This is a genomic window from Saccharopolyspora sp. NPDC002578 (assembly GCF_053592695.1).
On sequence record NZ_JBSFWJ010000011.1, the window covers coordinates 78370 to 104639 of the forward strand.

The following is a 26270-nucleotide window of genomic DNA, read 5'->3' on the forward strand; positions in this document are numbered from 1 at the left end:
CCACCCGAGCAAAACGACCACCGGCGGGTTCTCAGCGGCCTTCTCGCGAGGACAGCGATTTCCCTCGTGGCGGAGCCACTTGGGAAATCGATCCCGCAGCGAGAAGGCCGCTGAGGTTCCGCCGAGCGACCAGCTACGCAGATCATTCCGGGGTCCTACAGTGCGGGAATGACTGTTCCCTCCTCGCCTGATGACTCGTACCTGAAGGCGGTCGCGGCGGCGACCGAACGAGCCGTGGCCACCGCCGAACCGATCCGCTCCGAGTTCGACGGTGCCTCCGAGGCGGTGCGCGCCCGCGTGGAGTCCCGGCTCGACGAGCAGGCGGACGCGCTGCTCGGGCTCAGCCACGACCTGCACGCGCACCCGGAGGAGGGTTTCGCGGAGCACCGCTCGGTGGCGGCGGTCGCGGACTTGGTGCGCGCTCAGGGGTTCGAGGCGCAGGTCGGGGTCGGCGAGCTGCCCACCGCGCTGCTGGCGACCGCGGGTTCGGGCGGCCCGCACGTGGCGGTGCTCGCCGAGTACGACGCGCTGCCCGGCGTGGGGCACGCCTGCGGGCACAACATCATCTGCTCGGCGGGCACCGGCGGTTTCCTCGGTGCCGCCGCCGCGCTGGACGAGGTCGGCGGCAGGCTGAGCCTCATCGGCACGCCGGCGGAAGAAGGCGGTGGGGGCAAGGAGATCCTGGCGCGCGCGGGCGTGTTCGACGATGTGGACGCCGTGGTGATGCTGCACCCGTTCTCGCACGACGTCGCCACGCACCCGTTCCTGGGGCGCCGCCAGGTGGACGTGGTCTTCCACGGCATCGCGGCGCACGCGTCGGCGCAGCCGTTCATGGGCCGCAACGCGCTGGACGCGGTGGTGGCGACGTACCAGGGCGTGTCCGCGCTGCGCCAGCACATGCCCTCGGGCGATCGGGTGCACGGCATCATCACCGACGGCGGTCAGCGCCCGAACGTGGTGCCGGAGCGCGCCGCCGCCCAGTTCTACGTGCGTTCGGCGGACCCGGATTCGTTGCGGGACCTGGCGGAGCGCATCGAGCGGATCGCACGCGGTGCCGCCGAGATGACCGGGTGCGGTGTGGAGCTGGTCTGGGACGGGCAGTGCCCGTACCTGCCGATCCGGCACAACGACGCGCTCGCCGCGCGCTGGGCGCAGCACCAGTCCCGCCGGGGCCGCACCTCGCTGCCGCGCGGGGTGGTGCCGGAGTACCTCACCGGTTCCACCGACCTCGGCAACCTCAGCTTCCGGATGCCCGCGATCCACCCGATGATCGGCTTGGGCGACTCCGGCTTGTCCTTGCACACGGCCGGGTTCGCGACGGCGGCCGGATCGGAGGCGGGCGACCGCGCGGTGCTCGACGGCGCGGCGGGACTCGCCCTGACGGCGGTCGACTACCTGGCGGACGAGCGGCTCCGCGACGCCGTGCACGCGGAGTTCGAGGCGGCGGGCGGCCCGCTGGACGTGCCCCGCTTCTTCGACTGACGCCGAGCCCTCCGCCGGCGCGCCCTCGGGGGCGCCGGCGGAGTGGCTGCGGCGGTCCTGGCCGTCCGGGGCGGGGCGCTGCGTACGATCGGCACCCGTTCGATGGAAGAACCCCGAAACCCCTGGTGTGTCTACTGTGGACGAATTAGTCAGGTCGTGGAGCGCGCAGCTGCTCGACTCCGGTTCCGCTCTCACGCTGCTGCTCGGACTCGTCGCGCTCGGCCTGGTGGTCAACCGCGGCACGTGGCGGCTGCTGCGCAACGTGGTGACCATCGCGCACGAAGGCGGGCACGCCGTCGTCGCGCTGCTCAGCGGTCGCAAGCTCAACGGCATCCGGCTGCACTCGGACACCTCCGGGCTCACCCTCTCCACCGGCCGCCCCACCGGGCCGGGCATGGTGTTCACCCTGTTCGCCGGGTATCCGGCGGTGTCGCTGCTGGGGCTGGGCGGGGCGGCGCTGGTCTCGTTCGACCAGGCGCGGCCCGCGCTGTGGGCGGCGATCGCGCTGCTGGCGCTGATGCTGCTGGCCATCCGCAACGCCTACGGCGTGCTCTCGATCGTCGTGACCGGCGGTCTGCTGTTCGCCGTGTCCTGGTTCGCCAGCCCGCAGTGGCAGGCCGCGTGCTGCGTGCTGTTCAGCTGGTTCCTGCTGTTCGGCGGCCTGCGCCCGATCGCCGAGCTGCGCGGCAAGCGCACCAGGGGCCGCGCGCCGAGCTCCGACGCCGACCAGCTGGCCCGGCTCGTGCGCGTCCCGGCGGCGGCCTGGCTCGGCATCTGGTTCCTGATCGGCGGCGCCGCGCTCGTCGTGGGGGGCCGCTGGTTGCTGCTCATCCCGCAGCTCTGACCAGCGGATCCGCTCGCGGCCGGGACCGGGCGGGCAGATGCCGCACCAGTGGACCAGACCTGTGACGAGCAGTGATGCCGCCCGGAAGTCCACAGTGGCCTCCCCGGGGAGCCTTGCCCTGAACCGGTCCCGTGACGCAGCATCACCGGGTGACGACGACGAACGTTCTCGACCTCCCCGGTGTCCGCCCGGTGCACCGCATCGGATTCGGCGCCATGCAGCTGGCCGGCCCCGGCGTCCTCGGTCCGCCCGCCGACCCGGCGCGCGCCGAGGCGGTGCTGCGCCGCGCGGTGGAGCTGGGCATCGACCACATCGACACCTCCGACTTCTACGGCCCGTGGGTGGTCAACGAGCTCATCGCGAAGGCCCTGCGGCCCTATCCGGACGGTCTGGTCCTGGCCACCAAGGTCGGCGCCTACCGCGATCAGCACGGCGGTTTCCCACCGCTGGGGCACCCGGACGCCCTGAAGTCCCAGGTGCACGACAACCTGCGCCGCCTGCACCTGGAAACCCTCGACGTGGTGTACCTGCGCCACACCGTCGACCGGCCGGGGATCACCTTGCAGGACCAGCTCGGCGCCCTCGTCGAGCTGCGCGAGGAAGGCCTGCTGCGCGGCATCGGCCTGTCGAACGTGACGCCGGAGCAGTTCGAGCAGGCCCAGGCGGTCACGCCGATCGCGTCGGTGCAGAACGCCTACAACGTCTTCGACCGAACCGCGGCGGCGCTGCTGGACCGGACCGCGGAGCTGGGCGTGCCGTTCGTGCCGTTCTTCCCGCTCGGTTCGGCGTTCGTCGCCGACAGCAGGGTGCGCGGCGACCAGGTCGTGCGCACGATCGCGCAGCGTCGCGGCGCCACGCCCGCTCAGGTGTCACTGGCCTGGCTGCTGCACCGGTCGCCGAACCTGCTGCTGATCCCCGGAACCTCGTCGATCGAGCACCTGGAAGTGAACTCTTCGGCCGATCGGGTGGAGTTGACGGACACGGACGTGGCCGAACTCGACGACCTCGTCCCGGAGGGCACGGCGTTGGAGCAAGCCCAGTGATCGAAAAGCCATCGTCCGAGGGATGATGATCACGAACGTGGCACGGGTGGTGGTCGGATGAGACGAGTGGACGGTGCTCCGCGTACTGGACATCACCCAGTAGTCTTGCGAATACGGGGAGACGTTCGGGGACCAACGTGGTGCGACGAACCCGGAGGCCGGGCAGCCTCCGGGCGCGACGTCCGCCTCCTGGTGGCCGGTCATCTCACCTGGGCCGGCGCTAGGTCCGCCGGTGTGGTCGACGGACAGGTGAACTGAGCATGGGTGACCCCCTCGACGCGGGGAACGGGGCCGGGCCGCTGCCGGAACGAACCGGGTGGCGCGCGACGCTGGTCCTGCGGTGGGCGCAGCGCCTCACCGAGTGTTCCCCGGAGATCCGCTTGTCGGACGCGGAACTGGAGCACGAGCTGGCGAAGCTCGTCGACGAGCTCGCCGAGGCGCTGCAGGACCCCGAACGGGCGGAGGAATCCGGCCGCATCGTGGGGGAGCGGCTGGTCGAGCTGCACGCCACCGGTGATCGCAGCCTGCCGTGCACGCTGGAACTCATCCGGGACTGCGTCGTCGGCGAGTCCGGAGTGGGCGCGGTCGGGCACCTGCTGCAACTGCTCACCTCGATCGCCGCGGCCTACTCGGCCGCCGACCGGGAACGCGCCGAACGCACCACCACGCAGGCGCTGATGCGCGCGGACCGCGAGCTCAAGGCCAGCGACGCCCGGTTCCGCGAAGTCTTCACCAGCACGCCCATCGGCGTCGCCATCTGCGACCTCGACGGCCGGTTCATGGAGGTCAATCCTGCGTTGGCCGAGATCCTCCGGCACCGCGAGGACGACCTGCTGACGATGGCGATCCACGACCTGTTCCACCCGGAGGAGGCCGCGTACCTCAACGCCGCCTACGCCGAGCTCGCCGAAGGCGGCCCGGGGCAGCGGCTCCGGGAGCGGCGCAGGCTGCTGCGCGCCGACGGCGAGCAGGCCTGGACGTACCTGGCGGTGTCGCTCCTGCGCGGTGCGGAGGGGGAACCGAAGCACATCGTCACGATGGTCGAGGACATCAGCGACCTCTACCTGCTGCAGGAACGCATCCAGTACCAGGCGCTGCACGACGCGATGACGGGCCTGGCGAACCGGCAGTACTTCCGGACCCGGCTGGAGGCCGCGCAGGGCAACTTCCCGCCGGACGGCATGCTCACCCTCTACCACCTGGGCCTGGACGGCTTCGAGCTGATCAACGACGGGCTCGGCTACGAGACCGGGGACAAGGTGATCCGCGCCGTCGCGCACCGGCTGGAACAGCTGGTGGAGAACGAGGAAGCGCTCGTCGCCCGCTTCGGCGGCACCGAATTCGCCATCCTGATCAGCGAATCCCCGCACACGCCCGCCATCCCGGAGTTCGCCGCGCTCATCAACGAGGAGCTGTCCGAGCCGATCTACGTCGGCAGGCACGGCATCGCGACCTCGGCGAGCATCGGCGTGGTGCGCCGCCCGGTCTCCGAGGGCGACCCGACGAACATGATGTGGGCCGCCGACGTGGCGCTGCGCCGGGCGGAGATCGCCGGGGCGCGGCAGTGGGAGCTGTTCGACCCGGACCTGGCCCCGGACGAGCGGACCGAGGCGCAGCTGGCGGCGATCATGCCGGGCGCGCTGGAGCTCGGCGAATTCGAGGTCTGCTACCGGCCCACGGTGGGCCTGAACACCGGCGACCTCATCTGCGTCGAGGCCCAGCTGCGGTGGAGCCCGCCGGGGCACGGGGTGCTCGGGCACGGCGAATGCCTGGAACTCGCCGAACGCTCCGGCGTGACGTTGTCGTTGCGGGACTGGATGTTGCGCGTCGCGTGGGAGCAGGTCGGCACGTGGCACCGCGCCGGTTTCAGGACGTGCTTCCTGGTGGAGCTGAGCGAGAACCAGGTCCGCGACCCGGATCTGGTGGCGTTGGTGCGGTCGGTCCTCGACGACGGCGACCTCGACGCGAGCTGGATGCACCTGGCGATGCCGACCAGCGTGATCATGAATGCCTCCGAGGAGCTGCTGGAGAACATCCGCGTGCTGCGGACGCTGGGCGTGCGCACGCTGCTGCACAGCTTCTCCGGTTCCGCGCCGGAACTGCGGGCGCTGCGCCGCATCCCCGTGGAAGGTGTGCGCTTGGCCGACGAACTGGTCGAGATGGTGCACGGCTGCGACGACCAGAACGATCCGGCGGTGCGCGCGGTGCGGCAGCTGTTGCCGTTGATGCACGACAGCGGCGTGAAGATCTGCACCGGGGACGTGGCCGACGAGAAGCAGCAGCGCCATTGGGCCGAGGCGGGCTGCGACTTCGCCGTGGGCCCGCTGTACGGCGATCCGGTGACCGCGTGGGACGCGCAGGCATTGCTGCGGAAGTTCGGCGCCGCCCAACCACCCCACGAGCCCGACTGAGCTCGCCCATCCCGTTGCCGTGAACGCGATTCGGCCCCGCTCGTCAGGACGAGCGGGGCCGAATCGCTGCTCGGCTCAGCCCGCGTGGACGGGCTGGGTCTGCGGGTTGAACTCCTCGTAGCGGACGTCCTTGGCCGGGTCGGTGCGCGGGTCGTTCAACGCGAGCACGTCGAGGCCTTCCTGGATGCCGCTGGAGTAGATGTGGCCGTTGTAGTAGTACGCCGACCACGAACCGGCGAGCTGCAGCTCGTTCGGGTCGAACGGCGGGCGGTCGAAGTGCGCGATCTCCTGCGGCTGCGCCGAATCGGTGAAGTCCCACACCGACACGCCGCCCTGGTACCAGGCCTGCACCATGATGTCGCGGCCCGGAACGGGGATCAGGGACCCGTTGTGCGCCACGCAGTTCTCGGTGTCGGCCTGCTCGCGCGGCAGCTTGAAGTAGCTGCGGAACTCCAGCTTCGCGTCCGCGCCGGAGCCGGTGATGTCGTAGACGCCGTTGGCTCCCCGGTGCGGGCCGACCCGCGAGTTGCAGGTGGCGGCGGCGCCACCGCCGAGCTCGTCGGTGAACACGACCTTCGTGCCGTCGTTGTTGAACGTGGCGGAGTGCCAGAACGCGAAGTTCTCGTCGTCGCGGACCTGCTCGGTCACCTTCGGCTTCGCCGGGTCGGAGATGTCGAACAGCACGCCGTCGCCCATGCACGCCCCGGCGGCGAGGTCGCGCTCCGGGAACACGGTGATGTCGTGGCAGCCGGAGGTCTCCCGGATGCCGTCGGGCACGCCCGGGTTGCCGCCGTCCGGGAACAGCACCGGGGCGTCGACGAGCTCGGGCGCGGCCGGGTTGTCCAGCGGCACCTTGACGATCGAGATCTTGTCGTGCGGCGGCTGGCAGTTCGGGAACTCCGCCGACGGTCCGTAGGACGAGACGTAGAGGTACACGGCCTCGCCGGCCTTGTCCGGCACCAGCGTGTGCGTGTGCGAGCCGCAGTCGGTGCGGATCGCGGAGACGTAGCGCGGCTTCGCCGGGTCGCTCACGTCGAAGACCTTCATGCCCTCCCATGCCTGCGGGTCCGCGGAGTCGGCCTCCTGGCTGTCGCAGCTGTCGTTCGTGCGCGGGTAGTCCGTGGACACGAACAGCAGGTTCCCGGAGATCGACACGTCGCCCTGGCCGCCGGGGCAGACGATCTGCGTGAGGACCTTCGGCTTCTCCGGCTTCGCGATGTCGTAGACGACGACGCCGTCGTAGTTGCCGACGTAGGCGTGGTCGCCCTTGAACGCGATGTCCGTGCCGATGCTGTCGAGGTTGTCGAACGGTGCCTGCTTCGGCAGGTTCGCCAGGTGCTCGATGTTCGGGCTGTGATCGGTGTCCGCCGGCCGTGCCTGCACGGTGGCACCGGTGGTCTCCTCGGGATGCTCGTTCGGCGGCGTCGCCGACGAGGGCGCGGCGAACACCACCCCGAGCACCAACGGCACCGTCGCGGCGAGCACTCCCGCGACGCGCCTCCTGCTGCGCTGACCGATACCCACGCCATCACCCCATTTGTCCGGCCGATCACCGACCGTCGTCGAACAGCGGTTACCCCGACCGCTTCCGATCAGTATCTTGGCCACGGATGGTTGACCCAATAGTCCGAGTGGTTGTTTCAGCATGTGAAATCCCTGCTCGTTGCCGGGCCGGGGGAGTTCGAGGGGAGAAATGCCGGTGTTCGGACGTGTCGCTGCCGGTCGCGCGAGGTGGGGCGCGGTGGGCTGCTGCGCCGCTGCGCTGCTGGTCGCGGCGGGGTGCACGAGCGAACCGAGCGCCGCACCGGAGGAATCGGCGGCCGGTGCTCCCGTGGTCCTGCCCGGCGAACCCGGTGACGAACCGTCGGTCGTGCCGTCGCTGGACCGCGACCGCCTCGCGAGCGCTGAACCGGTGCAGGCCGAAGCGGACTACGTGCGGATGATGATCGTGCACCACGAGCAGGCCGTGCTGATGACGGACCTGGCCGAGACCAGGGCCGCGAATCCGAGCGTGCGCTCGCTCGCGGCGCGCATCGGCGCCGCGCAACCGGCCGAGATCGGCGCCATGCGCGGCTGGCTCGCCACCCACGACCTGCCGGAGAACGCGCAGGGCTCGGGGCACGAGGGGCACTCCGGGCACGGGCACCCAGGTCACGGAGCCGAGATGCCGGGCATGGCGACGCCCGAGCAGCTCGCGGCGCTGGAAGCGTCCGGGGGAGCGGAGTTCGACCGCCTCTTCCTCCGGCTGATGACCGCGCACCACGAGGGCGCGGTCGCGATGGCCACCGACGTGCTCGCCACCGGCCGCGACGAGCGGCTGCACGAGATGGCCCAGGACGTCCTGGTCACCCAGACCGACGAGATCGCCACGATGCGCGGGCTCGCCGGCTGAGGCCCGGCCTCCCTCAGGTGAGGTCGTCGAACTCCCCGGCCTTGATCCCCTGCACCCACGCGAGCATCTCCGCGCGGGTGAACAGCACGGCGCCGTCCTCGGGACGCTTGCTGTTGCGCACCGCGACCCGCCCATCGGCCAGCGCGGCAGCCTCCACGCACTGACCGCCGCCATTGCTGCCACCACCGGAGAAACTGCTCTTGCGCCACTCGGTGTTCTCCAACGGATCCACCCGCATGGTCGGCTCCTTCGTGCGATCACTCGTAATTGCTGAGCGCCTTCATGATCGCATCGTTGGAGTCGCCTTGGGAGAGCGCGATTTCAGCAAGCGCTCCGAACCGCATGGTGCACATCCACGACGCGACGACCGGGTCGAAGAAGGGGCATCCGCTGGACGAGTTCGTCAACGACCCCACCGGGATGCCGCCGCTGTGCGACGAGGAGCAGTTCGTGGAGATCATGGCCGGCGTCGTGGCCGATTCCGCTCCCCGGTTGTTCGCCGTCGTCCAGGAGTACGGGTGCCGAGTGGACGGGCGCGTGGCCGCGTGGGGGATGGCTCTGCCGGATCGGGTCGAGGTGGTCTCGGTCGAACGGGGAGTGCGCCGCAGCGCGGCGACCGCCGAGAAGTCCATAGTGGACTTCTGCTTCGGTGCGCACATCCGGCCCCGGCTGGTCTGGGTGGATCCGGCGAAGGCCACTCCGGAGGACGGTGAAACCGGGACCGAGATGAGCGGGCCGCGACCCGATGGCACATGATCGGGTGGTGGCACCGAACGAGATTCCGAACGAGGAAGCCGACGAGATGTTCGCCGCGTGGATGCGGCAGAACCTGGACCGGGCGGCCGAGCACTTCGCGGTGCGCGTGGTCGGCGATCCGGTGCTCGGGTGGCGGCAGCGCTCCATCGGCGCGGCCGTGCTCAGCCCCGACGGGCCGCGCTGGCTGCGCGTGGTGTCGGAGGAGATCCAGTGGGCCGAAGGGGACTGGTGGACCGGCAACGCCGACTCCAACGCGATCACCGGCGTGCGCAAGCCGCGGGTGCTCGGCCTGGTGGAGTGGGAACTCGCGGAGACGCGGCGGCAGCGCGCCGAACTCATGACCTTCGTACCGGGGCAGCGCTGCTCGGACACCGACGTGCTGCGCGAGGAACCGGACCTCTCCGGCGACTGGTGGGCCGAGCTGCGCACCGCGCTGGACACGATCCGGGTGGTGCCGACGCTGCGGCTGCGCAACGACGAACCGGACATCCAGCGGGCCGTGCGGGACAAGCTCGGCCACGACCTGGACATCGAGCACTGGGACACGGTGCACGGCGACCTGCACTGGGCGAACCTGGTGCGCCCGCGCTTCGGCCTGCTCGACTGGGAGTTGTGGGGGCGCGGCCCGGCGGGCACGGACGCGGCCTCGCTGTACTGCTACAGCCTGCTCGTCCCGCCGGTCGCGGCGAAGGTGCGCGAGACGTTCGCCGACGTGCTCGACACCGGCGAGGGCCGCACCGCGCTGCGCTACGTCGCGTCCCGCGCCCTGCACCGCGTCGACATGGGCGACCACCCCGACCTCGCGGACCCGCTGCGCGACCTCGTCGCGCGGCTCTGAGAAGTCCTCCCAGGACGGGTTGCCCGGCGCCGCATCCGGCAGTGCCGGGGCTCAGTGGAGGAGCTTGAGGCCGATGACGCCGCCGACGATGGCCGCGAGGAACAGGACCTTGAGCGCGGAGACCGATTCGTCCCCGGTGGCCATCGCGTAGGTGACGGTGAGCACCGCGCCGATGCCCACCCACACCGCGTAGGACGTGCCGACGGGGAGATCGCGCATGGCGTAGGCGAGGCCCGCCATGCTCGCGGCCAACGCGGCGAAGAAGACCACCGACGGGCCGAGCCTGCTGAGGCCTTCGGATTTGCCCAGCGCCGTCGCCCAGACGGCTTCGAGCACACCGGACAGCACGAGAACGATCCACGACATCACGGACTCCTCCGGGCCGTCTTGTCGCACACCGGGTACGGCACCCCTCGTCCGGGAGCCACGTCGTCGGGCTCGATTCCAACGTCTCACGCCCGTTGGGAGGTGGCAACGAGTCCCGCCTCACCACGCCGACCGCCCCGAGCCGCGATCGGGGCACCTCGTGCCGGTGCCGGTCCGGCCCCGCCGGGGCGGAGTCAGCTCTGCGGCAAACCCAGCGCGGCGCGGGCCAGCGCCAGCGCTTCCTGCGGCGGGATGCCGAGGTCGTGGGTGGTGCGGGCGTAGTCCGCGGCGGCGTCGGCGGCGCGCTGGGCGCTGCGGTCCCCGGCGGCGCTGACGAAGGTGCCCGCGCGCCCGCGGGTCTCGATGAGCCCGGCCTGCTCCAGCTCGCGGTACGCCTTCGCGGCCGTGTTCGCGGCGATGCCCACCTCCGCCGCCAGCCCCCGCACGGTCGGCAGCTTCGCGCCCACCGGCAGCGCACCGGAGTTGATCCGCTCCGCGATCCCGGACCGCACCTGTTCGAACGGGCTCACCCCGGAATCGGGGTCCACGCTGAGATCCATCCCCGCATTGTCCGTCACGCGCACCGGGCGGGCGTTCACGGAGTCCGAGCGTGGGCGGCGAATTCCGCTACCAGGTCGTGGGGCGCGCCCGCGCCGAACATGAGCTCGTGGAGCCGGTCGCCGTCGGCGGCGGCTTCGGCGCTGCGGGCGAACATCGCCCGCTCGTGCTCGGCGAGCGCGGTTTCGACGTCGTCGGGGTGCGCGGCGATGGCCTTGCCGAGCTCGGCGCCGTCGTGCAGGGCGAGGTTGGCGCCTTCGCCGTTCGGGACGCAGAGGTGGGCGGCGTCGCCGAGCAGGGTCACGCCCGGCACCCGTTCCCACCGGTGCTCGACCGGCAGGTGGTGCAGGGGCCGAAGCACGGGCGGGGTGTCGCTGTCGGTGATCAGCGCGGTGAGTTCCGGCGCCCAGCCGTCGAATTCCCGCGCGAGGCGCGCGGTGGCCGCTGCGGTGTCGGTGAAGTCGATGTCCGCGAACCACTCCTGCGGTTCGGTGAGCGCCACGTAGGTGTGCAGGGTGCCGTTGCGCTCCCGGTGGGTCTGGATCCCGCTGCCCGGTGCGAGCGCGAACATCGATCCGCCACCGACGGCCTTCGCGGTGGCGGGGTGCCGGGCGTCGCTGTCGAACAGGTAGGTCTCGACGAACGACCGGCCGGGGTACTCGGGCACGTCGGCGGACAGCAGCGGCCGGATCCGGGACCAGGCGCCGTCCGCGCCGACCAGGAGGCTCGTGGTGATCGTGGTGCCGTCGGCGAAGGTCACCTCGTGGCGCCCGTCGCCGAACGCGCGGGCGCCGCGGACCTTGCGGCCCCACCGGACGGCGCCTGTCGGCAGCGAGTCGAGCAGCATCCGCCGCAGCTCGCCGCGGTGCACCTCGGGGCGTCCGCCCGTGCCGTCGTCGGGCAGGTCGAGCAGGACGGTTCCGTCCGGGTGGAGGAACCGCGTCGCCTGGTGGCCCTCCAGGACGAGGGCGCGGAACTCGTCGATCAGCCCGGCCGCTTCGAGGGCGAGCTGCCCGTCGTGCTCGTGGATGTCGAGCAGTCCGCCCTGCGACCGCGCGGTCGGCGAGGGCTCCGCCTCGTGGACTTCCACCGGGATGCCGCGCAGGTGCAGGACGCGGGCCAGTGCGAGTCCGCCGAGCCCCGCGCCGATGATCGTGACGGGAGTGCGCATGGGTGGCTCCTTCGTGCGAGCAGGTTCTAGCGCGCGCAGGCGTGGCCTGCGCGGCGCGGGATGTTCCGGGTAGCGGGGCGTTATGCGGCTACGGCCGCGTCGGGCGCGGGAGTTCTGCGGTGACCTTCGTGAGCAGGTCGTGCAGGGTCGCTCGTTCGGCCTGGTCCAGCGGGGCCAGCACCGACTCCTCGGTGGCGGCCATCGCGGAGTCGAACCCGGAGACGACTTCGGCGCCCGCCTCCGTCGCGTACACGCGCTTGCTGCGCTCGTTGCCGGGCTCGGTGCGCCGCTCGACGAGGCCCCGGCGCTCCAGTCCCTGCAGCAGGCTGGAGACGCTGGCCGCGCTGGTGCGGGTCAGCTGCGCGAGGTCGCGTTGGATCGAGCCGGGATTGCGGACCAGTTGCCGGAGCACGAAACCCTGTTCGAAGGTGATGTCGCGGGCCCGGATCCAGTCCTCGCCGGCCTTCCGCTGCGCCCATCCGATCCAGCGCAGCAGTTCGAGGGTGCTGGTGAGCATGTCGTCCGGTGCGTCCACGGTCAGAACTCTGACAGTTCGAGCTCTAACTGTCAATGCTCGAACTGAATGCTCGGAGGCCGCCAGGCCCGCGGCGAACGTCCTCGAACGCGTCGTGGCAGGCGACGGAGGTTCCTCCGCCCCGAGCAGGACGAGCGCCGGGAGGCAGCCGCCTCACCCGGCGAGTTCGTGCGGGACGCCGAGTTCGTCGTAGAGCCGCGCCGCGGCCCGGCGCTGCTCGCCGGCCTGCTCGGGGCGTCCGGTGCGCTCGTAGAGGTCGGCGAGCCGCTCGCGATCCATGGCCTCGCCGTAGCCGTACTCGGTCTCCTGGTGCAGCGCCAGCGCCTGCTCCAAGTGCTCGGCGGCCTCGTCGGTGCTGCCCATCGCGCCCAGCACCAGCCCGATCTCGCTCAAGCAGCTGGCCTCGTTGCGGCGGTCGCCGTGCGAGCGGCGGATCTCGATGGCCCGCTGCAGGTGCGGGATCGCCTCGTCGAACTGCCCGAGGCGGCACTCGGCTTTGGCCAGCGCGCTCAACGCGGTGGCCTCGCCCCACTCGTCGCCCAGCGCGACGTGCATGGCGAACGCGCGCTCCAAGGTCTCGTCGGCCTCCGCGTCGCGGCCCAGCCCGTAGTACACGCTGCCCAGGTCGCGCAGCGCCCACGCGTGCGCCCACTCCGGGCCGGTCCGCTCCCACAGCGAGACCGCGCGCTGCAACTCCACCAGCGCCTTCTGGTGCTCGCGCACCGTTCCCCACGCGATGGCGTCGCTGGTCAGCAGCCATGCCTCGGCGAGCTCGTCGCCGAGCGCGCGGGCCGACGCGAGCCCGATGCGGTGCGTCTCCAGCCAGTCGGCCACCGGCCGCCGCGACAGCATGAAGGCGAACATCGCCACCGGCAGCTGCCAGCCGAACACGTGCTCCCCGCGCGCCGAGGCCTGCCGGACCGCGGCCTTCAGGTTCTCGCGCTCTTCGTCGTAGAAGTGCAGCGCAGCCGGACGATCGGCGAATTCCGGTATGGAGCCGGGAGAGTCGGGCGTGTCCATCGGGATTCGGGTGAAGCTCGGCGCCGCCGGCCAGGACGCGGCGATCGTCGCGTGCAGGTACCAGGACAGCATCCCGCGCACCGCCGCGTCGCGCGCCGCCTCGTTCTCGTCGTGCCGCGCGCATTCGGCGGCGTAGAGGCCCAGCAGGTCGTGGAAGCGGTAGCGCTGCGGCCGGTGCTCGTCGAGCAGGTGCGCTCCGACCAGGACGTCCAGCGACCGGCGGGTCTTGCCGCGCGAGAGCCCGCTCAGCGCCGTCGCGGCGTCCAAACCGACGTCGGGGGTCTCGGCGAGCCCGAGCAGCCGGAACAGGCGCGCCGCGTCCGCGGGCAGCGAGCGGTAGGACCAGGAGAAGACCGCCCGCACCGTGGTGAACTCGTCCTCCTCGACGGTCAGCGCGTCCAGCCGGTCGCGTTCGTCGGCCAGCTCCTCGACGAGCTCGGCGACCCGCAGGTGCGCTCCGGCGACGAGCCGTTCGGCGGCGATGCGCAGCGCCAGCGGCAGGAATCCGCAGTACCGGGCGAGTTCGGCGGCGGCGTCGGGTTCCGCGTCGACCCGGTCGGCGCCCGCGGCCCTGCGGAGCAGTTCGATCGCGCGGTCCGGTGGCAGCACGTCCAGCGACATCCGGGTGGCTCCTTCCCTGGCCGTCAGGCTCGTCAACCGGTTGCGGCTGGTGATCAGCACCCGGCAGGGCGCGGAACCGGGCAGCAGCGGGCGGACTTGCTCGGCGGTGGCGGCGTTGTCGAGCACGATCAGCATATGGCGGCCGGTCAGCAGCGTCCGGTACATCGAGGACTTCGCATCGGCGTCCACGGGCAACCGCTCGCTGGGAACGCCCAGCGCGCGCAGCATCTCGTCCAGCGCCTCGCTCGCGTCCCGCCTGCGGTCGACGTGGTGACCGCGCAGGTCCACGTACAGGTCCCCGTCGGGGAACCGGTCCCGCACCCGGTGCGCCCAGCAGGCGGCCAGCGACGTCTTCCCGACGCCCCCGGAACCGACGATCAGCCAGGTCGGCGCGGCGGGGTCGGCCAGCCAGGAATCCAGTGCGTCCAAGCTGGTCTCGCGGTCGGTGAAGTGCGCGACGCGGGCGGGCAACTGCTTCGGCACCGGGACCTCCGGAGCGGTCCGCTGGTGGAAGTGCACGTCGCCGTCGACCTTGCCCACCTGCACGACGTTGCGCGCGGTTCCGGTGAAGACGTTGCGGATCTCCTCGGCCATCCCGACCTCCGAAGCGAGTGCCCGAGGACGGTGTACCGCCTCCGGGCACCCCGGCAGGGTCGAAACCTCCCGGAAAGTCCGGAAAAACGGCCATCCGGAGCAGCCGCACTACCCGAATGCCCGGCCTGCGGGCAGTAGTGGGCGCGCGGCCCGTCGCCCCGCTCAGCGGAGGGTCTTCGCGTACCAGTGCTCCGCGTCGCCGTGGTCGTTGTACGGCGCCGTCTCCCGGTACCCGTGGGAGCTGTAGAGCGTCCGCGCCTCGACGAGCACCGTCCTGGTGTCGAGGACGATCCGGGTAGCGCCCAGGGCCGCGGCGGCCTGCTCGGCGGCCACCAGCAGCGCACGGCCCACGCCGGCCCCGCGGTGCGCGGGGCGCACGTACATCCGCTTGAGCTCCGCCGTCGCGGGGAGGTCGTCCAGCAGCCGCGCGCCGACGCATCCGATGAGATCGCCGTCGTCGTCCCGCGCGACGAGGAACGTTCCCCGCGGCGGGGCCAGGTCGCCGTGCGGATCGCGGTCGAGCACCGCGCGCAGCTCCGCGCCGGTCGCCGGACGTCCCAGAAGACGGCGGCCGACCTCGGCGGTGAACTCCCGGATCAACGCGTCGATCCCCGCGTCGTCGACCGGCTCGGCTTCGATGACCCATGCGGACATGCGGTGCATGATCCTCGGACGCCCGCGCGGATCCAGCGCGCGGTCACCGCTCGCGGAAGGCGCGCAGCAGCCTCTCCGCCGCCAGGGACGCGGTGAGTTCGCCCGCGCGGACGTGGGATTCGACGTCGTCGACGATGCCGCGCACCTCGGGGTGGGCGACGAGCTCCGCCATCAGCTGGTCGCGCACCAGCGCCCACGTCCACTCGACCTGCTGGCGGCTGCGCTTGTCGGCGAGTTCGCCGGTGTCGGTGAGCGTGGCGCGGTGCTGCTCGATCTGCTCCCACAACGAGTCCAGCCCGGCGCCGGTGAGCCCGCTGCACGTCACAACGGGCGGAGTCCACGAGGCGCTGACCGGGGTGAGCAACCGCAGCGCCCCGCGCAGCTCGCGGGCCGCCTTGCGCGCGTCCGTCTCATGTGGACCGTCGGCCTTGTTGACCGCGACCAGGTCGGCGAGCTCCAGCACGCCCTTCTTGATGCCCTGCAGCTGATCCCCGGTGCGCGCCAGCGTCAGCAGCAGGAAGCAGTCGACCATGCCGGCCACCGTCACCTCGGACTGGCCGACGCCGACGGTCTCCACCAGCACCACGTCGAACCCGGCGGCCTCCATCAGCACGATCGTCTCGCGGGTGGCCCGCGCGACGCCGCCGAGCGTGCCCGCCGACGGGGACGGGCGCACGAACGCGGCCGGATCCGCCGACAGCGTCGCCATCCGCGTCTTGTCACCGAGGATGCTGCCGCCGGTGCGGGTCGAGGACGGGTCCACCGCCAGCACCGCCACCCGGTGCCCGGCGGCGGTCAGCGAGGTGCCCAGCGACTCGATGAACGTGGACTTGCCGACGCCGGGCACACCGGTGATGCCCACCCGGTGCGCCCCGCCGCTGTGCGGGAGCAGCTCGATCAGCAGCTCCTGCGCCTTCGCCCGGTGCGCCGGCTTGGTCGACTCGACCAGCGTGATCGCCTGCGCCAGCTTCGTGCGGGAACCCTCCAGTACGCCCTTGGCGTAGTCCTCGACGTCGATCTCGCGCGGCATCAGGAGTCCTTGCGGGGTGAGCCGGGTGCTTGTCCTGTCAGCGGCGGAGCCGCTGAGCGGCGACCACGTGCGTAGGGCGGCCACCGGCGGGTTCTCAGTTGCTTCCTCGCGAGGACAGCGATTTCCCTCGTGGCGGAGCCACTCGGGAAATCGATCCCGCAGCGAGGAAGCAACTGAGGTTCCGCCACCTGACCCACTGCGCAGCTCATTCGGAAAAGGACTCCTCAGTCGAGTTCGAGCCGGGTCCGGAGCTCGTCGAGCAGGCCGAGCGCCGCCTCGGCGATCACCGTGCCGGGCGGGAAGATCGCGCTCGCGCCCGCGTCGCGCAGCGCGTCGAAGTCCGCGGGCGGGATGACGCCGCCGACGACCACCATGATGTCCTCGCGGCCCACCGCGGCGAGCTCGTCGCGCAGCGCGGGCACCAAGGTGAGGTGCCCGGCGGCCAGCGAGGACACCCCGACGATGTGCACGTCGGACTCGGCGGCCTGGCGCGCCACCTCGGCGGGCGTCTGGAACAGCGGGCCCACGTCCACGTCGAAACCGAGGTCGGCGAACGCCGTGGCGATCACCTTCTGGCCCCGGTCGTGGCCGTCCTGGCCCATCTTCGCGACCAGGATCCGGGGGCGGCGGCCCTCGTCCTCGGCGAAGCGCTCCACGACCTCGCGGGCCCGCTCCAAGGACTCCGACGGCCCCGATTCCTCCCGGTACACACCGGAGATCGTACGGATCTGACCCGCGTGGCGGCCGAAGACCTTCTCCATCGCGTCGGAGATCTCGCCGACCGTCGCCTTCGCCCGCGCCGCGTCCACGGCCAGCGTGAGCAGGTTGTGGTCGAGGTCGTTCGGGCGCTCGTCGGACATCGACGCCTCGGCGGCACCGGTGAGGCGGCGCAGCGCGTCCTGGCAGGCCGCCTCGTCGCGCTCCTCCCGCAGCCGCCGCAGCTTCTCCAGCTGCTCGGCGCGGACCTCGGCGTTGTCGACCTTGAGGACCTCGATCTGCTCGTCGCCGTCGAAGCGGTACTTGTTGATGCCGATCAGCGGCTGGCGCCCGGAGTCGATGCGCGCCTGGGTGCGCGCGGCGGCCTCCTCCACGCGCAGCTTCGGGATGCCCGCGTCGATGGCCTGCGCCATGCCGCCCGCGTCCTCGACCTCGGTGATGTGCGCCCACGCGCGTTCCGCGAGGTCCTGGGTGAGCCGCTCGACGTAGTGGCTGCCGCCCCACGGGTCGATGACGCGCGTGGTGCCCGATTCCTGCTGCAGCACCAGTTGCGTGTTGCGGGCGATGCGCGCGGAGAAGTCCGTGGGCAGCGCCAGCGCCTCGTCGAGCGCGTTGGTGTGCAGCGACTGCGTGTGCCCCTGGGTCGCGGCCATCGCCTCCACGCAGGTGCGGGCCACGTTGTTGTAGACGTCCTGCGCGGTCAGCGACCAGCCGGAGGTCTGCGAGTGGGTGCGCAGCGACAGCGATTTCGAGTTCCGCGGACCGAACTCCTTCACCAGCTTCGCCCACAGCAACCGGGCGGCGCGCAGCTTCGCGACCTCCATCGCGAAGTTCATCCCGATGCCCCAGAAGAACGACAACCGGGGCGCGAACGCGTCGATGTCCAACCCGGCCTGCTTGCCCGCGCGCAAGTACTCCACGCCGTCGGCGAGGGTGTAGGCCAGCTCCAGATCGGCCGTCGCCCCGGCCTCCTGGATGTGGTAGCCGGAGATGGAGATCGAGTTGAACTTCGGCATCTTCTGCGACGTGTAGGCGAAGATGTCCGAGATGATCCGCATCGACGGCTGCGGCGGGTAGATGTAGGTGTTGCGGACCATGAACTCCTTGAGGATGTCGTTCTGAATGGTCCCCGCGAGCTTCTCCGGCGCCACGCCCTGCTCTTCGGCGGCGACGATGTAGAGCGCCATCACCGGCAGCACGGCGCCGTTCATGGTCATCGACACGCTCATCTTGTCCAGCGGGATGCCGTCGAACAGCTGGCGCATGTCGTAGATCGAGTCGATCGCCACCCCGGCCATGCCCACGTCACCGGACACCCGCGGGTGGTCGGAGTCGTAGCCGCGGTGGGTGGCCAGGTCGAACGCCACCGACAGGCCCTTCTGCCCGGCGGCGAGGTTGCGGCGGTAGAACGCGTTCGACGCGGCGGCCGTGGAGAAACCCGCGTACTGGCGCACCGTCCACGGCTGGTTGACGTACATCGTCGGGTACGGGCCGCGCAGGAACGGCGCGATGCCCGGCTTGGTGCCCAGGAAGTCCAAGTCCTCGGTGTCGGCCGCGGTGTAGAGCGGCTTCACCCCGATGCCCTCGGGTGCTTCCCACACCAGGGCGTCGGCTTCCTTGCCGGTGGCCGAGAAGACCGCCGAATCCCAGTTCGGGTCGCCCTCGGCCGCGTCCCGCTCCAGCGGAACGTCGGCGAAGTTCGGGATGCTGCTCATCACTCGACTCCCAACGTGCGGTGCGCCGCGCGCAGAACCTGGATCGCGTCGCACCCGGCGAACACGTGACCGTCCACATTGTTCAGCCCATGGCCGGGTTTTCCGGCCAGCAGCACGCTTTCCGCGCCCGCCTCCTTGAGCGCGCTCGCCGTCTCGGCGGCGCGCTCGGCGTAGACCCCGTCCGTCGAGCACAGGCACACCACCGGAGTGGGGTGCTCGGCGTAGGCGGCGAGGACGTCCGCGGTGGACTCCGTCGGCCCGGCCTCGCTCGCCTCCAGGCCACCGGCGGCGAACAGGTTGCGGGCGAACGACGCCCGCGCCGTGTAGGTGGCCAGCGGGCCCAGCGTGGCGAGGAAGACCTCCGGGCGCTCCGGGCGGGCGTCGGCGGCGTCGCGCAGCGCCTCGAACTCCTCCGCGTAGCGCACCCTCGGCAAGCCGCCCGACGGCGGCTCCGGCGCGGGTTCGCGCCGCAACGGCTGCTCGGCGAGGTTCGGGAACTCGCTCACTCCCGTGATCGGGTCGGAGCGATCGGCGACCGCCGCCTTGCGCTTCTGCCAAGTCGACGCGAGCCGGTCGGCGACCAGCCCGGAGCGCAACGCCTCCGGCAGCCCGCCCGCGCGCTCGATCTCCTGGAACCACGCCCACGCCGCGTTCGCCAGCTCGTCGGTCAGCTCCTCCACGTACCAGGAACCCCCGGCCGGGTCGATGACCTGCGCCAAGTGCGACTCGTCGAGCAGCAGCGCCTGCGTGTTGCGCGCGACCCGGCGGGAGAACTCGTCCGGCGAACCGATGGCCGCGTCGAACGGCTGCACCGTCACCGCCTGCGCCCCGCCCACACCGGCGGCGAACGTCGCGATCGTCGCGCGCAGCATGTTCACCCACGGGTCGCGCCGCGTCAGCATCGCCGAGGACGTCACCGCGTGCTGCTGCTGCGCCCGCGCCGATTCCGACGCACCGCACCGGCGCGCCACCTGAGCCCACGCGCGCCGCGCGGCGCGCAGCTTCGCGATCGTCGAGAACTGATCGGCGGTCGCCGCGTAGCGGAACTCCAGCAGGCCGCACGCGGTGTCCACGTCCAACCCCGCCTCGGTCAGCCAGCGCAGGTAGGTGACGCCCGCGGCCAGCGAAGCACCGAGCTCCTCGCCGTCCGAACCGCCCGCGTCGTGGAACGGCAGCGCGTCCACCACGACCGCCCGCAGACCCGGGTGCTCGGCGGCGCAGCGCTTCGCCAGCTCCACCGCCTGCTCCGGGCCGACCTCACGTCCCGTGCGCGCCTGCACGCCCAGCGGATCGGCACCGAGGTTGCCGCGCAGCGCGCTCGGCGCCACGCCCTGCTCGGCGGCGACCTCCAGGAAGGCGTCGGCGGCGCTCGCGGCCTGCTCACCCGCGTCCAGCACCACGCCGATCATGTCCAAGTGCACGCCGTTGAGCACGTCCGGCAGCGCGTCCACCGCGATCCCGCCCTCGCCGAGCCGCAGCACCAGCGACGTGACACCGCCGTGGAGATCGGCCAAGACCTCCCGGTTCGACACCGACGCATCCGGGTTCCCGTGCGACTGGCGCACGTCCCAGCCCTCCGCGACCGAGCCCTGCGGCCGGCTGCCCCGCACGAACGGGGCGAAGCCCGGCAGCCCCGAACCGGACGCGTCCGCGCCGGCGCGGTCCTCGGCGGAGTACAGCGGGCGCACCGCGACCCCGTCGTAGGTCCGCGTCGCGAGCAGCTCCGACGGATCGTCGGGGGCAGCATCACCTTCCGCGATGCGGCCGGTCCTGCGCAGGACCTTCTCCACCTGATCGAGCCACTGCCGGTGCGTGGGCTCGGGGAATTCGCCGCCCAGGCTGAGGCTGGGCCGGGGGCTGCTCGTCGTCGAGAGCCTGTCGGAGGGCGCCATGGGAACCGATGGTAGGACCCCGCCCACCCCCGAAACGACGGGTTCCTTGTGACTCACGTCCCAACTGGATTCGGCGGCTCGTGTGGCTTGGGTGTCCGGGTAGCGGAACCTCAGTGAGCCTCTCGCTGCGGGATCTTTTTCCCGAGTGGCTCCGCCACGAGGGAAAAAGATCCCGCAGCGAGGAAGCCACTGAGGTTCCGCCACCCGACCACACCACAAGGCAAAAACGAACAATCCTCAATGGAGTTTTTACTTGATGGTGGGAGTTGGGCCGCCATCAGTGCGTATTGCGGATCGGGCTCTGGACAGCTCGCGGGCCGAGGAGTACGCCTAGCTCATACGGTATGCAGTATGGAGCTCCACCGAGGGTGCGCCGATCGGCGAGCAGTGCCGGGCGCGCGGTGAGGAGATGAGCACCGAATGGCGAATTCCGGTCCTTCCGCTGACGACACCGAACTGATCTCCGGCGGCCACCTGGTCGCGAAGGCGCTGCGCGCCGAGGGGGTCGACACGATCTTCACCTTGTGCGGCGGGCACATCATCGACATCTACGACGGCTGCGTCGACGAGGGCATCTCGGTCATCGACGTGCGCCACGAGCAGGTCGCCGCGCACGCCGCCGACGGCTACGCCCGCATCACCGGCCGGCCCGGCTGCGCCGTGGTCACCGCCGGTCCCGGCACCACCGACGCGGTCACCGGCGTGGCGAACGCGTTCCGCGCGGAGAGCCCGCTGCTGCTGATCGGCGGTCAGGGCGCGCTCGCGCAGCACAAGATGGGGTCGTTGCAGGACTTACCGCACGTGGACATGATGTCGCCGATCACCAAGTTCGCCGCCACCGTGCCGCACACCGAGCGGGTCGCGGACCTGGTCTCGATGGCGTTCCGCGAGTGCCACCACGGCGCTCCCGGGCCGTCGTTCCTGGAGATCCCGCGCGACGTGCTCGACGCGAAGGTGCCCGTGGACCGGGCGAGGGTGCCCGCGAGCTACCGGGCCTCCACGCGTTCGGCAGGCGACCCGGAGGCGATCGAGCGGCTCGCGGACCTGCTGGTGCACGCGGAGAAACCGTGCATCCTGCTGGGCAACCAGGTGTGGACGTGCCGGGCCACGGACTCGGCGGTCGAGCTGGTGCGCGCGCTGGACGTGCCCGCGTTCATGAACGGCGCGGGGCGCGGCACGCTCGCCCCGCAGGACCCGCTGCACTTCCAGCTGGCGCGCCGGCACGCGTTCGCCCACGCCGACCTGATCGTCATCGTCGGCACCCCGTTCGACTTCCGGATGGGCTACGGGCGCAGGCTCTCCCCGCAGGCCACCGTGGTGCAGATCGACCTGGACTACCGCACGGTGGGCCGCAACCGGGACGTCGACCTGGGCATCGTCGGCGACGCCGACGCGGTGCTGCGGGCCACGGCCCAGGCCGCGTCCGGGCGCCCGGCGAACGGCTCGGCGACCCGCAAGGAGTGGTTGCGGGAACTGCGCGAGGTCGAGCAGGCCGCCTACGACAAGCGCCTGCCCCGGCAGCTGTCCGACGCCTCCCCCATCGACCCGTACCGGCTGGTGCACGAGATCAACGAGTTCCTCACCGAGGACTCGATCTACATCGGCGACGGCGGTGACGTGGTCACGTTCTCCGGCCAGGTCGTGCAGCCCAAAGCACCCGGGCACTGGATGGATCCGGGGCCGTTGGGCACGCTCGGCGTCGGCGTCCCGTTCGCGATGGCCGCCAAGCACGCCCGCCCGGACCAGGAGGTGGTGTGCCTGTTCGGCGACGGCGCGTTCAGCCTCACCGGCTGGGACTTCGAGACGATGGTGCGCTTCGATCTGCCGTTCGTGGGCATCGTCGGGAACAACTCGTCGATGAACCAGATCCGCTACGGCCAGGCGCAGAAGTACGGCGCGGACCGCGACCGGGTGGGCAACACCCTCGGCGACGTGCCCTACAGCGAGTTCGCCCGGATGCTCGGCGGCCACGGCGAGGAAGTGCGCGATCCCGCCGAGATCGGACCGGCCCTGCTGCGCGCCCGGGAATCCGGGAAGCCCTCGCTGATCAACGTGTGGATCGACCCGGACGTGTACGCGCCGGGAACCATGAACCAGACGATGTACAAGTGACCCTCCGGTCGCGGTGAGCCGGGACGACCCGCTCGCCGCGGCGACCGCCGGAGCGCGCGGCGACCGGGATCTCCCGTCACCGCCCGGCATTCCCCGCCATCGCGGGACGGCTTCGAATCGCCCTTCTCGGGAGCGAAGGAGTGACGATCATGAGCACCGCACTGCAAGGCGTCCGGGTGCTGGACATGACGCATGTCCAGTCCGGACCGTCGGCGACCCAGATCCTCGCGTGGCTGGGCGCGGAAGTCCTCAAGCTGGAGGCCCCGGCCGGCGACATCACCCGCACCCAGCTGCGGGACGTGCCGGACGCCGACAGCCTCTACTTCACGATGCTCAACGGCAACAAGCAGAGCATCACGCTGAACATGAAGAGCACCCGCGGCAAGGAGCTGTTCACCGAGCTCGTCCGGGACGCCGACGTGCTGGTGGAGAACTTCGGGCCGGGCACGGTCGACCGGATGGGCTTCGACTGGGACCGGCTGCGCTCGCTGAACCCGGCGTTGATCTACGCCTCCATCAAGGGTTTCGGCGACGGGCCCTACACCCACTACAAGGCCTACGAGGTGGTGGCGCAGGCGATGGGCGGGTCGATGGCCACCACCGGGTTCGAGGACGGCCCGCCCACCGCGACGGGCGCGCAGATCGGTGACTCCGGTACCGGCATCCACACGGTCGCGGGCATCCTCGCGGCGCTGCTGCAACGTGAGCGCACCGGGCGCGGGCAGCGGGTGTCGGTGGCGATGCAGCACGCCGTGCTCAACCTGTGCCGGGTGAAGCTGCGCGACCAGCAACGGCTCGCGCACGGGGCGCTGCGGGAGTACCCGAACGACGAGTTCGGCGCCGAGGTGCCACGCTCCGGCAACGCCTCCGGCGGCGGCCAGCCCGGGTCCGCGCTGCGGTGCAGTCCGGGTGGGGCCAACGACTACGTGTACGTGATCGTGCAACCCGTCGGCTGGGCACCGATCGCCCGGTTGATCGGCCGCCCGGAGCTGATCGACGATCCGGACTGGGCCACGCCGGAAGCGCGGTTGTCCAAGCTGGACAAGATGTTCCGGCTCATCGAGGAGTGGACGCTGCGCCACGGCAAGTGGGACGTGCTCGCGCGGCTGACCGAGCAGGGCGTGCCGTGCGGTCCGATCCTGTCCACCCGCGAGCTGATCGAGGACGCCTCGCTCGCCGACAACGGCATGATCGTCACCGTCGAGCACCCGCAGCGCGGTCCGTACCGGACCGTCGGCTGCCCCATCAAGCTGTCCGACTCCCCCGCCCACGTCACCCGATCCCCGCTGCTGGGCGAGCACAACGAGCAGATCTACCGGGATCGGCTGGGCGTGGGCGCCGCCGAACTGGCCGAGCTCAAGGCGAACGGAGTGATCTGATGGGCCACGACAAGCAAGCGGTGCGCCGGGTGCTCGACGCGGTGCTCGCCGAAGGGCGCTCGGCGTTGACCGCTCCGGAGGGCCGAACCCTCTGCGACGCCTGCGGAATCCCCGCCGCCGCCGAAGGGCTCGCGCGCAGCGCGGAGCAGGCGGTGCTGCTGGCCGCCGACATCGGCGGACCGGTCGCGCTGAAGATCGTCTCGCCGGAGATCCTGCACAAGACCGAGGCCGGCTGCGTGCTCACCGGGATCGAAGGCGCCCAGAACGTGCGCGCGGGCTACGAGACGATCCTCGACCGCGCCCGCCGGTACGACGCGAACGCGACGCTCACCGGAGTGCAGGTGCAGCAGATGATCACCGGCGGGCACGAGGTCATCATCGGCGCCACGACCGATCCCACGTTCGGCAAGGTCGTCGCGTTCGGCCTCGGCGGCGTGCTGGTCGAGGTGCTCGAAGACGTCACCTTCCGGATGGCCCCGATCAACGCGTCGGAGGCCCGCGGCATGCTCGGCGACATCAAGGCCGCCGCGGTGCTGCGCGGAGCCCGCGGGGCCGAACCCGTCGACGCGGCGGGGCTGGCAGGCGTGCTGCACCGGCTGTCCGAGCTGGTCACCGACTTCCCCGAGATCTCCGAGTTCGACCTCAACCCGGTGTTCGCCGCGCCCTCCGGCGCGATCGCCGCCGACGTGCGGGTGCTGCTCGACCCGGACGGTGCGCGGCGGCCCCGGCGGCGTTCGCGCGAGGAGATCCTGCGGGCGATGAACAAGCTGATGCGGCCCGCCTCGGTCGCCGTGATCGGCGCGTCCAACGAGGACGGCAAGATCGGCAACTCGGTGCTGCGCAACCTCGCCGACGGCGGCTACGGCGGGCGCATCCTGCCGGTCAACCCGAAGGCGGACACCGTGCTCGGCCACCGGGCGTACCGCAGCATCGGCGACGTGCCGGGCGAAGTGGACGTAGCGGTGTTCGCGGTACCCGCGAAGTTCGTGCCCGCCGCGTTGGAGGAGTGCGGCGCGAAGGGCGTCGCGGCGGCCGTGCTCATCCCGTCCGGGTTCGCCGAAACCGGCGAGACCGCACTGCAGGACGAGGTCGTGGCCATCGCCGAGAAGCACGGAATCCGGTTGCTGGGGCCGAACATCTACGGCTACTACTACACGCCGCACGACCTGTGCGCGACGTTCTGCACGCCCTACGACGTGCGCGGCGGGGTGGCGCTGACCTCGCAGAGCGGCGGCATCGGGATGGCCATCCTCGGGTTCAGCCGCACCACCCGGACCGGGGTGTCGGCGATCGTCGGGCTCGGCAACAAGTCCGATGTGGACGAAGATGACCTGCTGGCGTTCTTCGAGCAGGACGAGCACACCAAGTGCGTCGCGATGCACCTCGAAGACCTCAAGGACGGGCGGGCGTTCGTCGACGCGGCCCGGCGGATCACGCGCACGAAACCGGTGGTGGTGCTCAAGGCCGGGCGCACCGAACTCGGCGCGCGGGCGGCGAGTTCGCACACCGGCGCGCTCGCGGGCGACGACAAGGTCTACGACGACGTGCTGCGCCAAGCGGGTGTGGTGCGCGCCCCCGGCCTCAACGACATGCTGGAGTACGCCCGCGGGCTGCCGGTGCTGCCCACCCCGCAGGGCGAGAACGTCGTGATCATCACCGGTGCGGGCGGTTCCGGGGTGCTGCTGTCCGACGCCTGCGTGGCGAACGGGTTGCGGCTGATGGACGTCCCTCCCGATCTGGACGAGGCGTTCCGCCGCCACATCCCGCCGTTCGGCGCGGCGGGCAATCCCATCGACATCACCGGCGGTGAACCGCCCCGCACCTACGAGGAGACCATCCGGCTGGGCCTGCGGGATCCGCGCGTGCACGCGCTGATCCTCGGGTACTGGCACACGATCGTCACGCCACCGATGGTCTTCGCCGAGCTCACCGCCCGCGTCGTCGCCGAAGCCCGCGCCGAGGGCATCAGCAAACCGGTCGTGGCCTCGCTGGCGGGCGACGTCGAGGTCGAGCAGGCGAGCGACCACCTCTACGACCGCGGGGTCGTCGCTTACCCCTACACCACCGAGAAACCGGTGGCCGTGCTGGGCGCCAAGTACCAGTGGGCCCGCGCCGCGGGATTGCTGGACTGACGACGAGG

The 26270-nt window shown here is 71.5% G+C and carries 21 protein-coding genes and 1 riboswitch; of the genes, 10 read left to right on the forward strand and 11 right to left on the reverse strand.

Annotated features, from left to right (window positions below; translation table 11 throughout):
• Window positions 1–168: 168 nt before the first annotated feature.
• The 4 genes from ACWD38_RS08270 to ACWD38_RS08285 all read left to right on the forward strand — a co-directional run bounded on the left by ACWD38_RS08270 (window position 169) and on the right by ACWD38_RS08285 (window position 5780).
• Window positions 169–1482 (forward strand): M20 family metallopeptidase, encoded by a 1314-nt coding sequence (locus ACWD38_RS08270; protein WP_450123667.1) that lies wholly within the window; start codon window positions 169–171, stop codon window positions 1480–1482.
• 136 nt (window positions 1483–1618) lie between these two features.
• Complete coding sequence (locus ACWD38_RS08275) at window positions 1619–2326, forward strand: M50 family metallopeptidase (protein ID WP_184481092.1); 708 nt, start codon at window positions 1619–1621, stop codon at window positions 2324–2326.
• A 149-nt stretch (window positions 2327–2475) separates the two neighbouring features.
• The gene (locus ACWD38_RS08280; RefSeq protein WP_184481090.1) at window positions 2476–3369 is read left to right on the forward strand and encodes an oxidoreductase; all 894 of its coding nucleotides are present in this window, start codon (window positions 2476–2478) and stop codon (window positions 3367–3369) included.
• Window positions 3370–3629: 260 nt separating this feature from the next.
• A complete protein-coding gene (locus ACWD38_RS08285) occupies window positions 3630–5780 on the forward strand; it encodes a putative bifunctional diguanylate cyclase/phosphodiesterase (RefSeq protein ID WP_450123668.1) in 2151 nt (716 codons plus the stop codon).
• Between the two features lie 75 nt (window positions 5781–5855).
• Here the strand turns inward: ACWD38_RS08285 and ACWD38_RS08290 are convergent, their stop codons facing one another.
• Entirely contained in the window at window positions 5856–7304 is a 1449-nt protein-coding gene (locus ACWD38_RS08290; protein WP_450123669.1) for an LVIVD repeat-containing protein, read from the reverse strand.
• Between the two features lie 175 nt (window positions 7305–7479).
• On the opposite strand from ACWD38_RS08290, the gene ACWD38_RS08295 reads away from it, so the two are divergent.
• Window positions 7480–8172 carry a DUF305 domain-containing protein gene (locus ACWD38_RS08295; RefSeq protein WP_450123670.1) on the forward strand — a complete coding sequence of 231 codons (693 nt, stop codon included), beginning with the start codon at window positions 7480–7482 and terminating at the stop codon, window positions 8170–8172.
• A 13-nt stretch (window positions 8173–8185) separates the two neighbouring features.
• On the opposite strand, the gene ACWD38_RS08300 is transcribed toward ACWD38_RS08295, so the two are convergent.
• A complete protein-coding gene (locus ACWD38_RS08300) occupies window positions 8186–8410 on the reverse strand; it encodes a DUF397 domain-containing protein (protein ID WP_450123671.1) in 225 nt (74 codons plus the stop codon).
• A gap of 104 nt (window positions 8411–8514) precedes the next feature.
• On the opposite strand from ACWD38_RS08300, the gene ACWD38_RS08305 reads away from it, so the two are divergent.
• Window positions 8515–8928 carry a hypothetical protein gene (locus ACWD38_RS08305; RefSeq protein ID WP_450123672.1) on the forward strand — a complete coding sequence of 138 codons (414 nt, stop codon included), beginning with the start codon at window positions 8515–8517 and terminating at the stop codon, window positions 8926–8928.
• Window positions 8929–8935: 7 nt separating this feature from the next.
• Window positions 8936–9766 carry an aminoglycoside phosphotransferase gene (locus ACWD38_RS08310; RefSeq protein WP_450123673.1) on the forward strand — a complete coding sequence of 277 codons (831 nt, stop codon included), beginning with the start codon at window positions 8936–8938 and terminating at the stop codon, window positions 9764–9766.
• Between the two features lie 51 nt (window positions 9767–9817).
• On the opposite strand, the gene ACWD38_RS08315 is transcribed toward ACWD38_RS08310, so the two are convergent.
• From ACWD38_RS08315 to ACWD38_RS08355, 9 genes are all read right to left on the reverse strand, one after another.
• On the reverse strand, window positions 9818–10132 hold the full coding sequence (locus tag ACWD38_RS08315) for a DMT family transporter (RefSeq protein WP_184481081.1): 315 nt from the start codon (window positions 10130–10132) through the stop codon (window positions 9818–9820).
• 10 nt (window positions 10133–10142) lie between these two features.
• Window positions 10143–10209: riboswitch (guanidine-III (ykkC-III) riboswitch) on the reverse strand.
• Between the two features lie 117 nt (window positions 10210–10326).
• Entirely contained in the window at window positions 10327–10692 is a 366-nt protein-coding gene (locus ACWD38_RS08320) for a GntR family transcriptional regulator (RefSeq protein WP_184481079.1), read from the reverse strand.
• A gap of 35 nt (window positions 10693–10727) precedes the next feature.
• Window positions 10728–11861 carry an FAD-dependent oxidoreductase gene (locus ACWD38_RS08325; protein ID WP_450123674.1) on the reverse strand — a complete coding sequence of 378 codons (1134 nt, stop codon included), beginning with the start codon at window positions 11859–11861 and terminating at the stop codon, window positions 10728–10730.
• Window positions 11862–11949: 88 nt separating this feature from the next.
• The gene (locus ACWD38_RS08330; protein ID WP_343071509.1) at window positions 11950–12396 is read right to left on the reverse strand and encodes a MarR family winged helix-turn-helix transcriptional regulator; all 447 of its coding nucleotides are present in this window, start codon (window positions 12394–12396) and stop codon (window positions 11950–11952) included.
• A 153-nt stretch (window positions 12397–12549) separates the two neighbouring features.
• Window positions 12550–14631: an ATP-binding protein gene (locus tag ACWD38_RS08335; RefSeq protein WP_450123675.1), complete on the reverse strand. Its 2082-nt coding sequence runs from the start codon at window positions 14629–14631 to the stop codon at window positions 12550–12552.
• Window positions 14632–14793: 162 nt separating this feature from the next.
• Window positions 14794–15285, reverse strand: coding sequence for a GNAT family N-acetyltransferase (locus ACWD38_RS08340; RefSeq protein WP_184481073.1), 492 nt, complete (start codon window positions 15283–15285; stop codon window positions 14794–14796).
• A 43-nt stretch (window positions 15286–15328) separates the two neighbouring features.
• Window positions 15329–16315, reverse strand: coding sequence for a methylmalonyl Co-A mutase-associated GTPase MeaB (gene meaB, locus ACWD38_RS08345; RefSeq protein WP_184481071.1), 987 nt, complete (start codon window positions 16313–16315; stop codon window positions 15329–15331).
• Window positions 16316–16539: 224 nt separating this feature from the next.
• Window positions 16540–18747 (reverse strand): methylmalonyl-CoA mutase, encoded by a 2208-nt coding sequence (scpA, locus tag ACWD38_RS08350; RefSeq protein ID WP_450123676.1) that lies wholly within the window; start codon window positions 18745–18747, stop codon window positions 16540–16542.
• Window positions 18747–20639 (reverse strand): methylmalonyl-CoA mutase family protein, encoded by a 1893-nt coding sequence (locus tag ACWD38_RS08355; protein WP_450123677.1) that lies wholly within the window; start codon window positions 20637–20639, stop codon window positions 18747–18749. The genes scpA and ACWD38_RS08355 overlap by 1 nt, the downstream gene beginning before the upstream one ends.
• 420 nt (window positions 20640–21059) lie before the next feature.
• On the opposite strand from ACWD38_RS08355, the gene ACWD38_RS08360 reads away from it, so the two are divergent.
• The 3 genes from ACWD38_RS08360 to ACWD38_RS08370 all read left to right on the forward strand — a co-directional run bounded on the left by ACWD38_RS08360 (window position 21060) and on the right by ACWD38_RS08370 (window position 26262).
• A complete protein-coding gene (locus ACWD38_RS08360; protein WP_184479145.1) occupies window positions 21060–22751 on the forward strand; it encodes a thiamine pyrophosphate-binding protein in 1692 nt (563 codons plus the stop codon).
• 149 nt (window positions 22752–22900) lie between these two features.
• Window positions 22901–24130, forward strand: coding sequence for a formyl-CoA transferase (gene frc, locus ACWD38_RS08365; protein ID WP_450123678.1), 1230 nt, complete (start codon window positions 22901–22903; stop codon window positions 24128–24130).
• Window positions 24130–26262 carry an acetate--CoA ligase family protein gene (locus ACWD38_RS08370; RefSeq protein WP_450123679.1) on the forward strand — a complete coding sequence of 711 codons (2133 nt, stop codon included), beginning with the start codon at window positions 24130–24132 and terminating at the stop codon, window positions 26260–26262. The genes frc and ACWD38_RS08370 overlap by 1 nt, the downstream gene beginning before the upstream one ends.
• The last annotated feature ends 8 nt before the right edge of the window (window positions 26263–26270 follow it).

Bases quoted from the DNA above. Each gene is read 5' to 3' on its own strand.
- ACWD38_RS08270 (WP_450123667.1), top strand. From the start codon at position 169: ATGACTGTTCCCTCCTCGCCTGATGACTCGTACCTGAAGGCGGTCGCG.
- ACWD38_RS08285 (WP_450123668.1), top strand. From the start codon at position 3,630: ATGGGTGACCCCCTCGACGCGGGGAACGGGGCCGGGCCGCTGCCGGAA.
- ACWD38_RS08300 (WP_450123671.1), bottom strand. From the start codon at position 8,410: ATGCGGGTGGATCCGTTGGAGAACACCGAGTGGCGCAAGAGCAGTTTC.
- ACWD38_RS08305 (WP_450123672.1), top strand. From the start codon at position 8,515: ATGGTGCACATCCACGACGCGACGACCGGGTCGAAGAAGGGGCATCCG.
- ACWD38_RS08315 (WP_184481081.1), bottom strand. From the start codon at position 10,132: ATGTCGTGGATCGTTCTCGTGCTGTCCGGTGTGCTCGAAGCCGTCTGG.
- ACWD38_RS08320 (WP_184481079.1), bottom strand. From the start codon at position 10,692: ATGGATCTCAGCGTGGACCCCGATTCCGGGGTGAGCCCGTTCGAACAG.
- ACWD38_RS08325 (WP_450123674.1), bottom strand. From the start codon at position 11,861: ATGCGCACTCCCGTCACGATCATCGGCGCGGGGCTCGGCGGACTCGCA.
- ACWD38_RS08335 (WP_450123675.1), bottom strand. From the start codon at position 14,631: ATGGCCGAGGAGATCCGCAACGTCTTCACCGGAACCGCGCGCAACGTC.
- ACWD38_RS08340 (WP_184481073.1), bottom strand. From the start codon at position 15,285: ATGTCCGCATGGGTCATCGAAGCCGAGCCGGTCGACGACGCGGGGATC.
- meaB (WP_184481071.1), bottom strand. From the start codon at position 16,315: ATGCCGCGCGAGATCGACGTCGAGGACTACGCCAAGGGCGTACTGGAG.
- scpA (WP_450123676.1), bottom strand. From the start codon at position 18,747: ATGAGCAGCATCCCGAACTTCGCCGACGTTCCGCTGGAGCGGGACGCG.
- ACWD38_RS08355 (WP_450123677.1), bottom strand. From the start codon at position 20,639: ATGGCGCCCTCCGACAGGCTCTCGACGACGAGCAGCCCCCGGCCCAGC.
- ACWD38_RS08360 (WP_184479145.1), top strand. From the start codon at position 21,060: ATGGCGAATTCCGGTCCTTCCGCTGACGACACCGAACTGATCTCCGGC.
- frc (WP_450123678.1), top strand. From the start codon at position 22,901: ATGAGCACCGCACTGCAAGGCGTCCGGGTGCTGGACATGACGCATGTC.
- ACWD38_RS08370 (WP_450123679.1), top strand. From the start codon at position 24,130: ATGGGCCACGACAAGCAAGCGGTGCGCCGGGTGCTCGACGCGGTGCTC.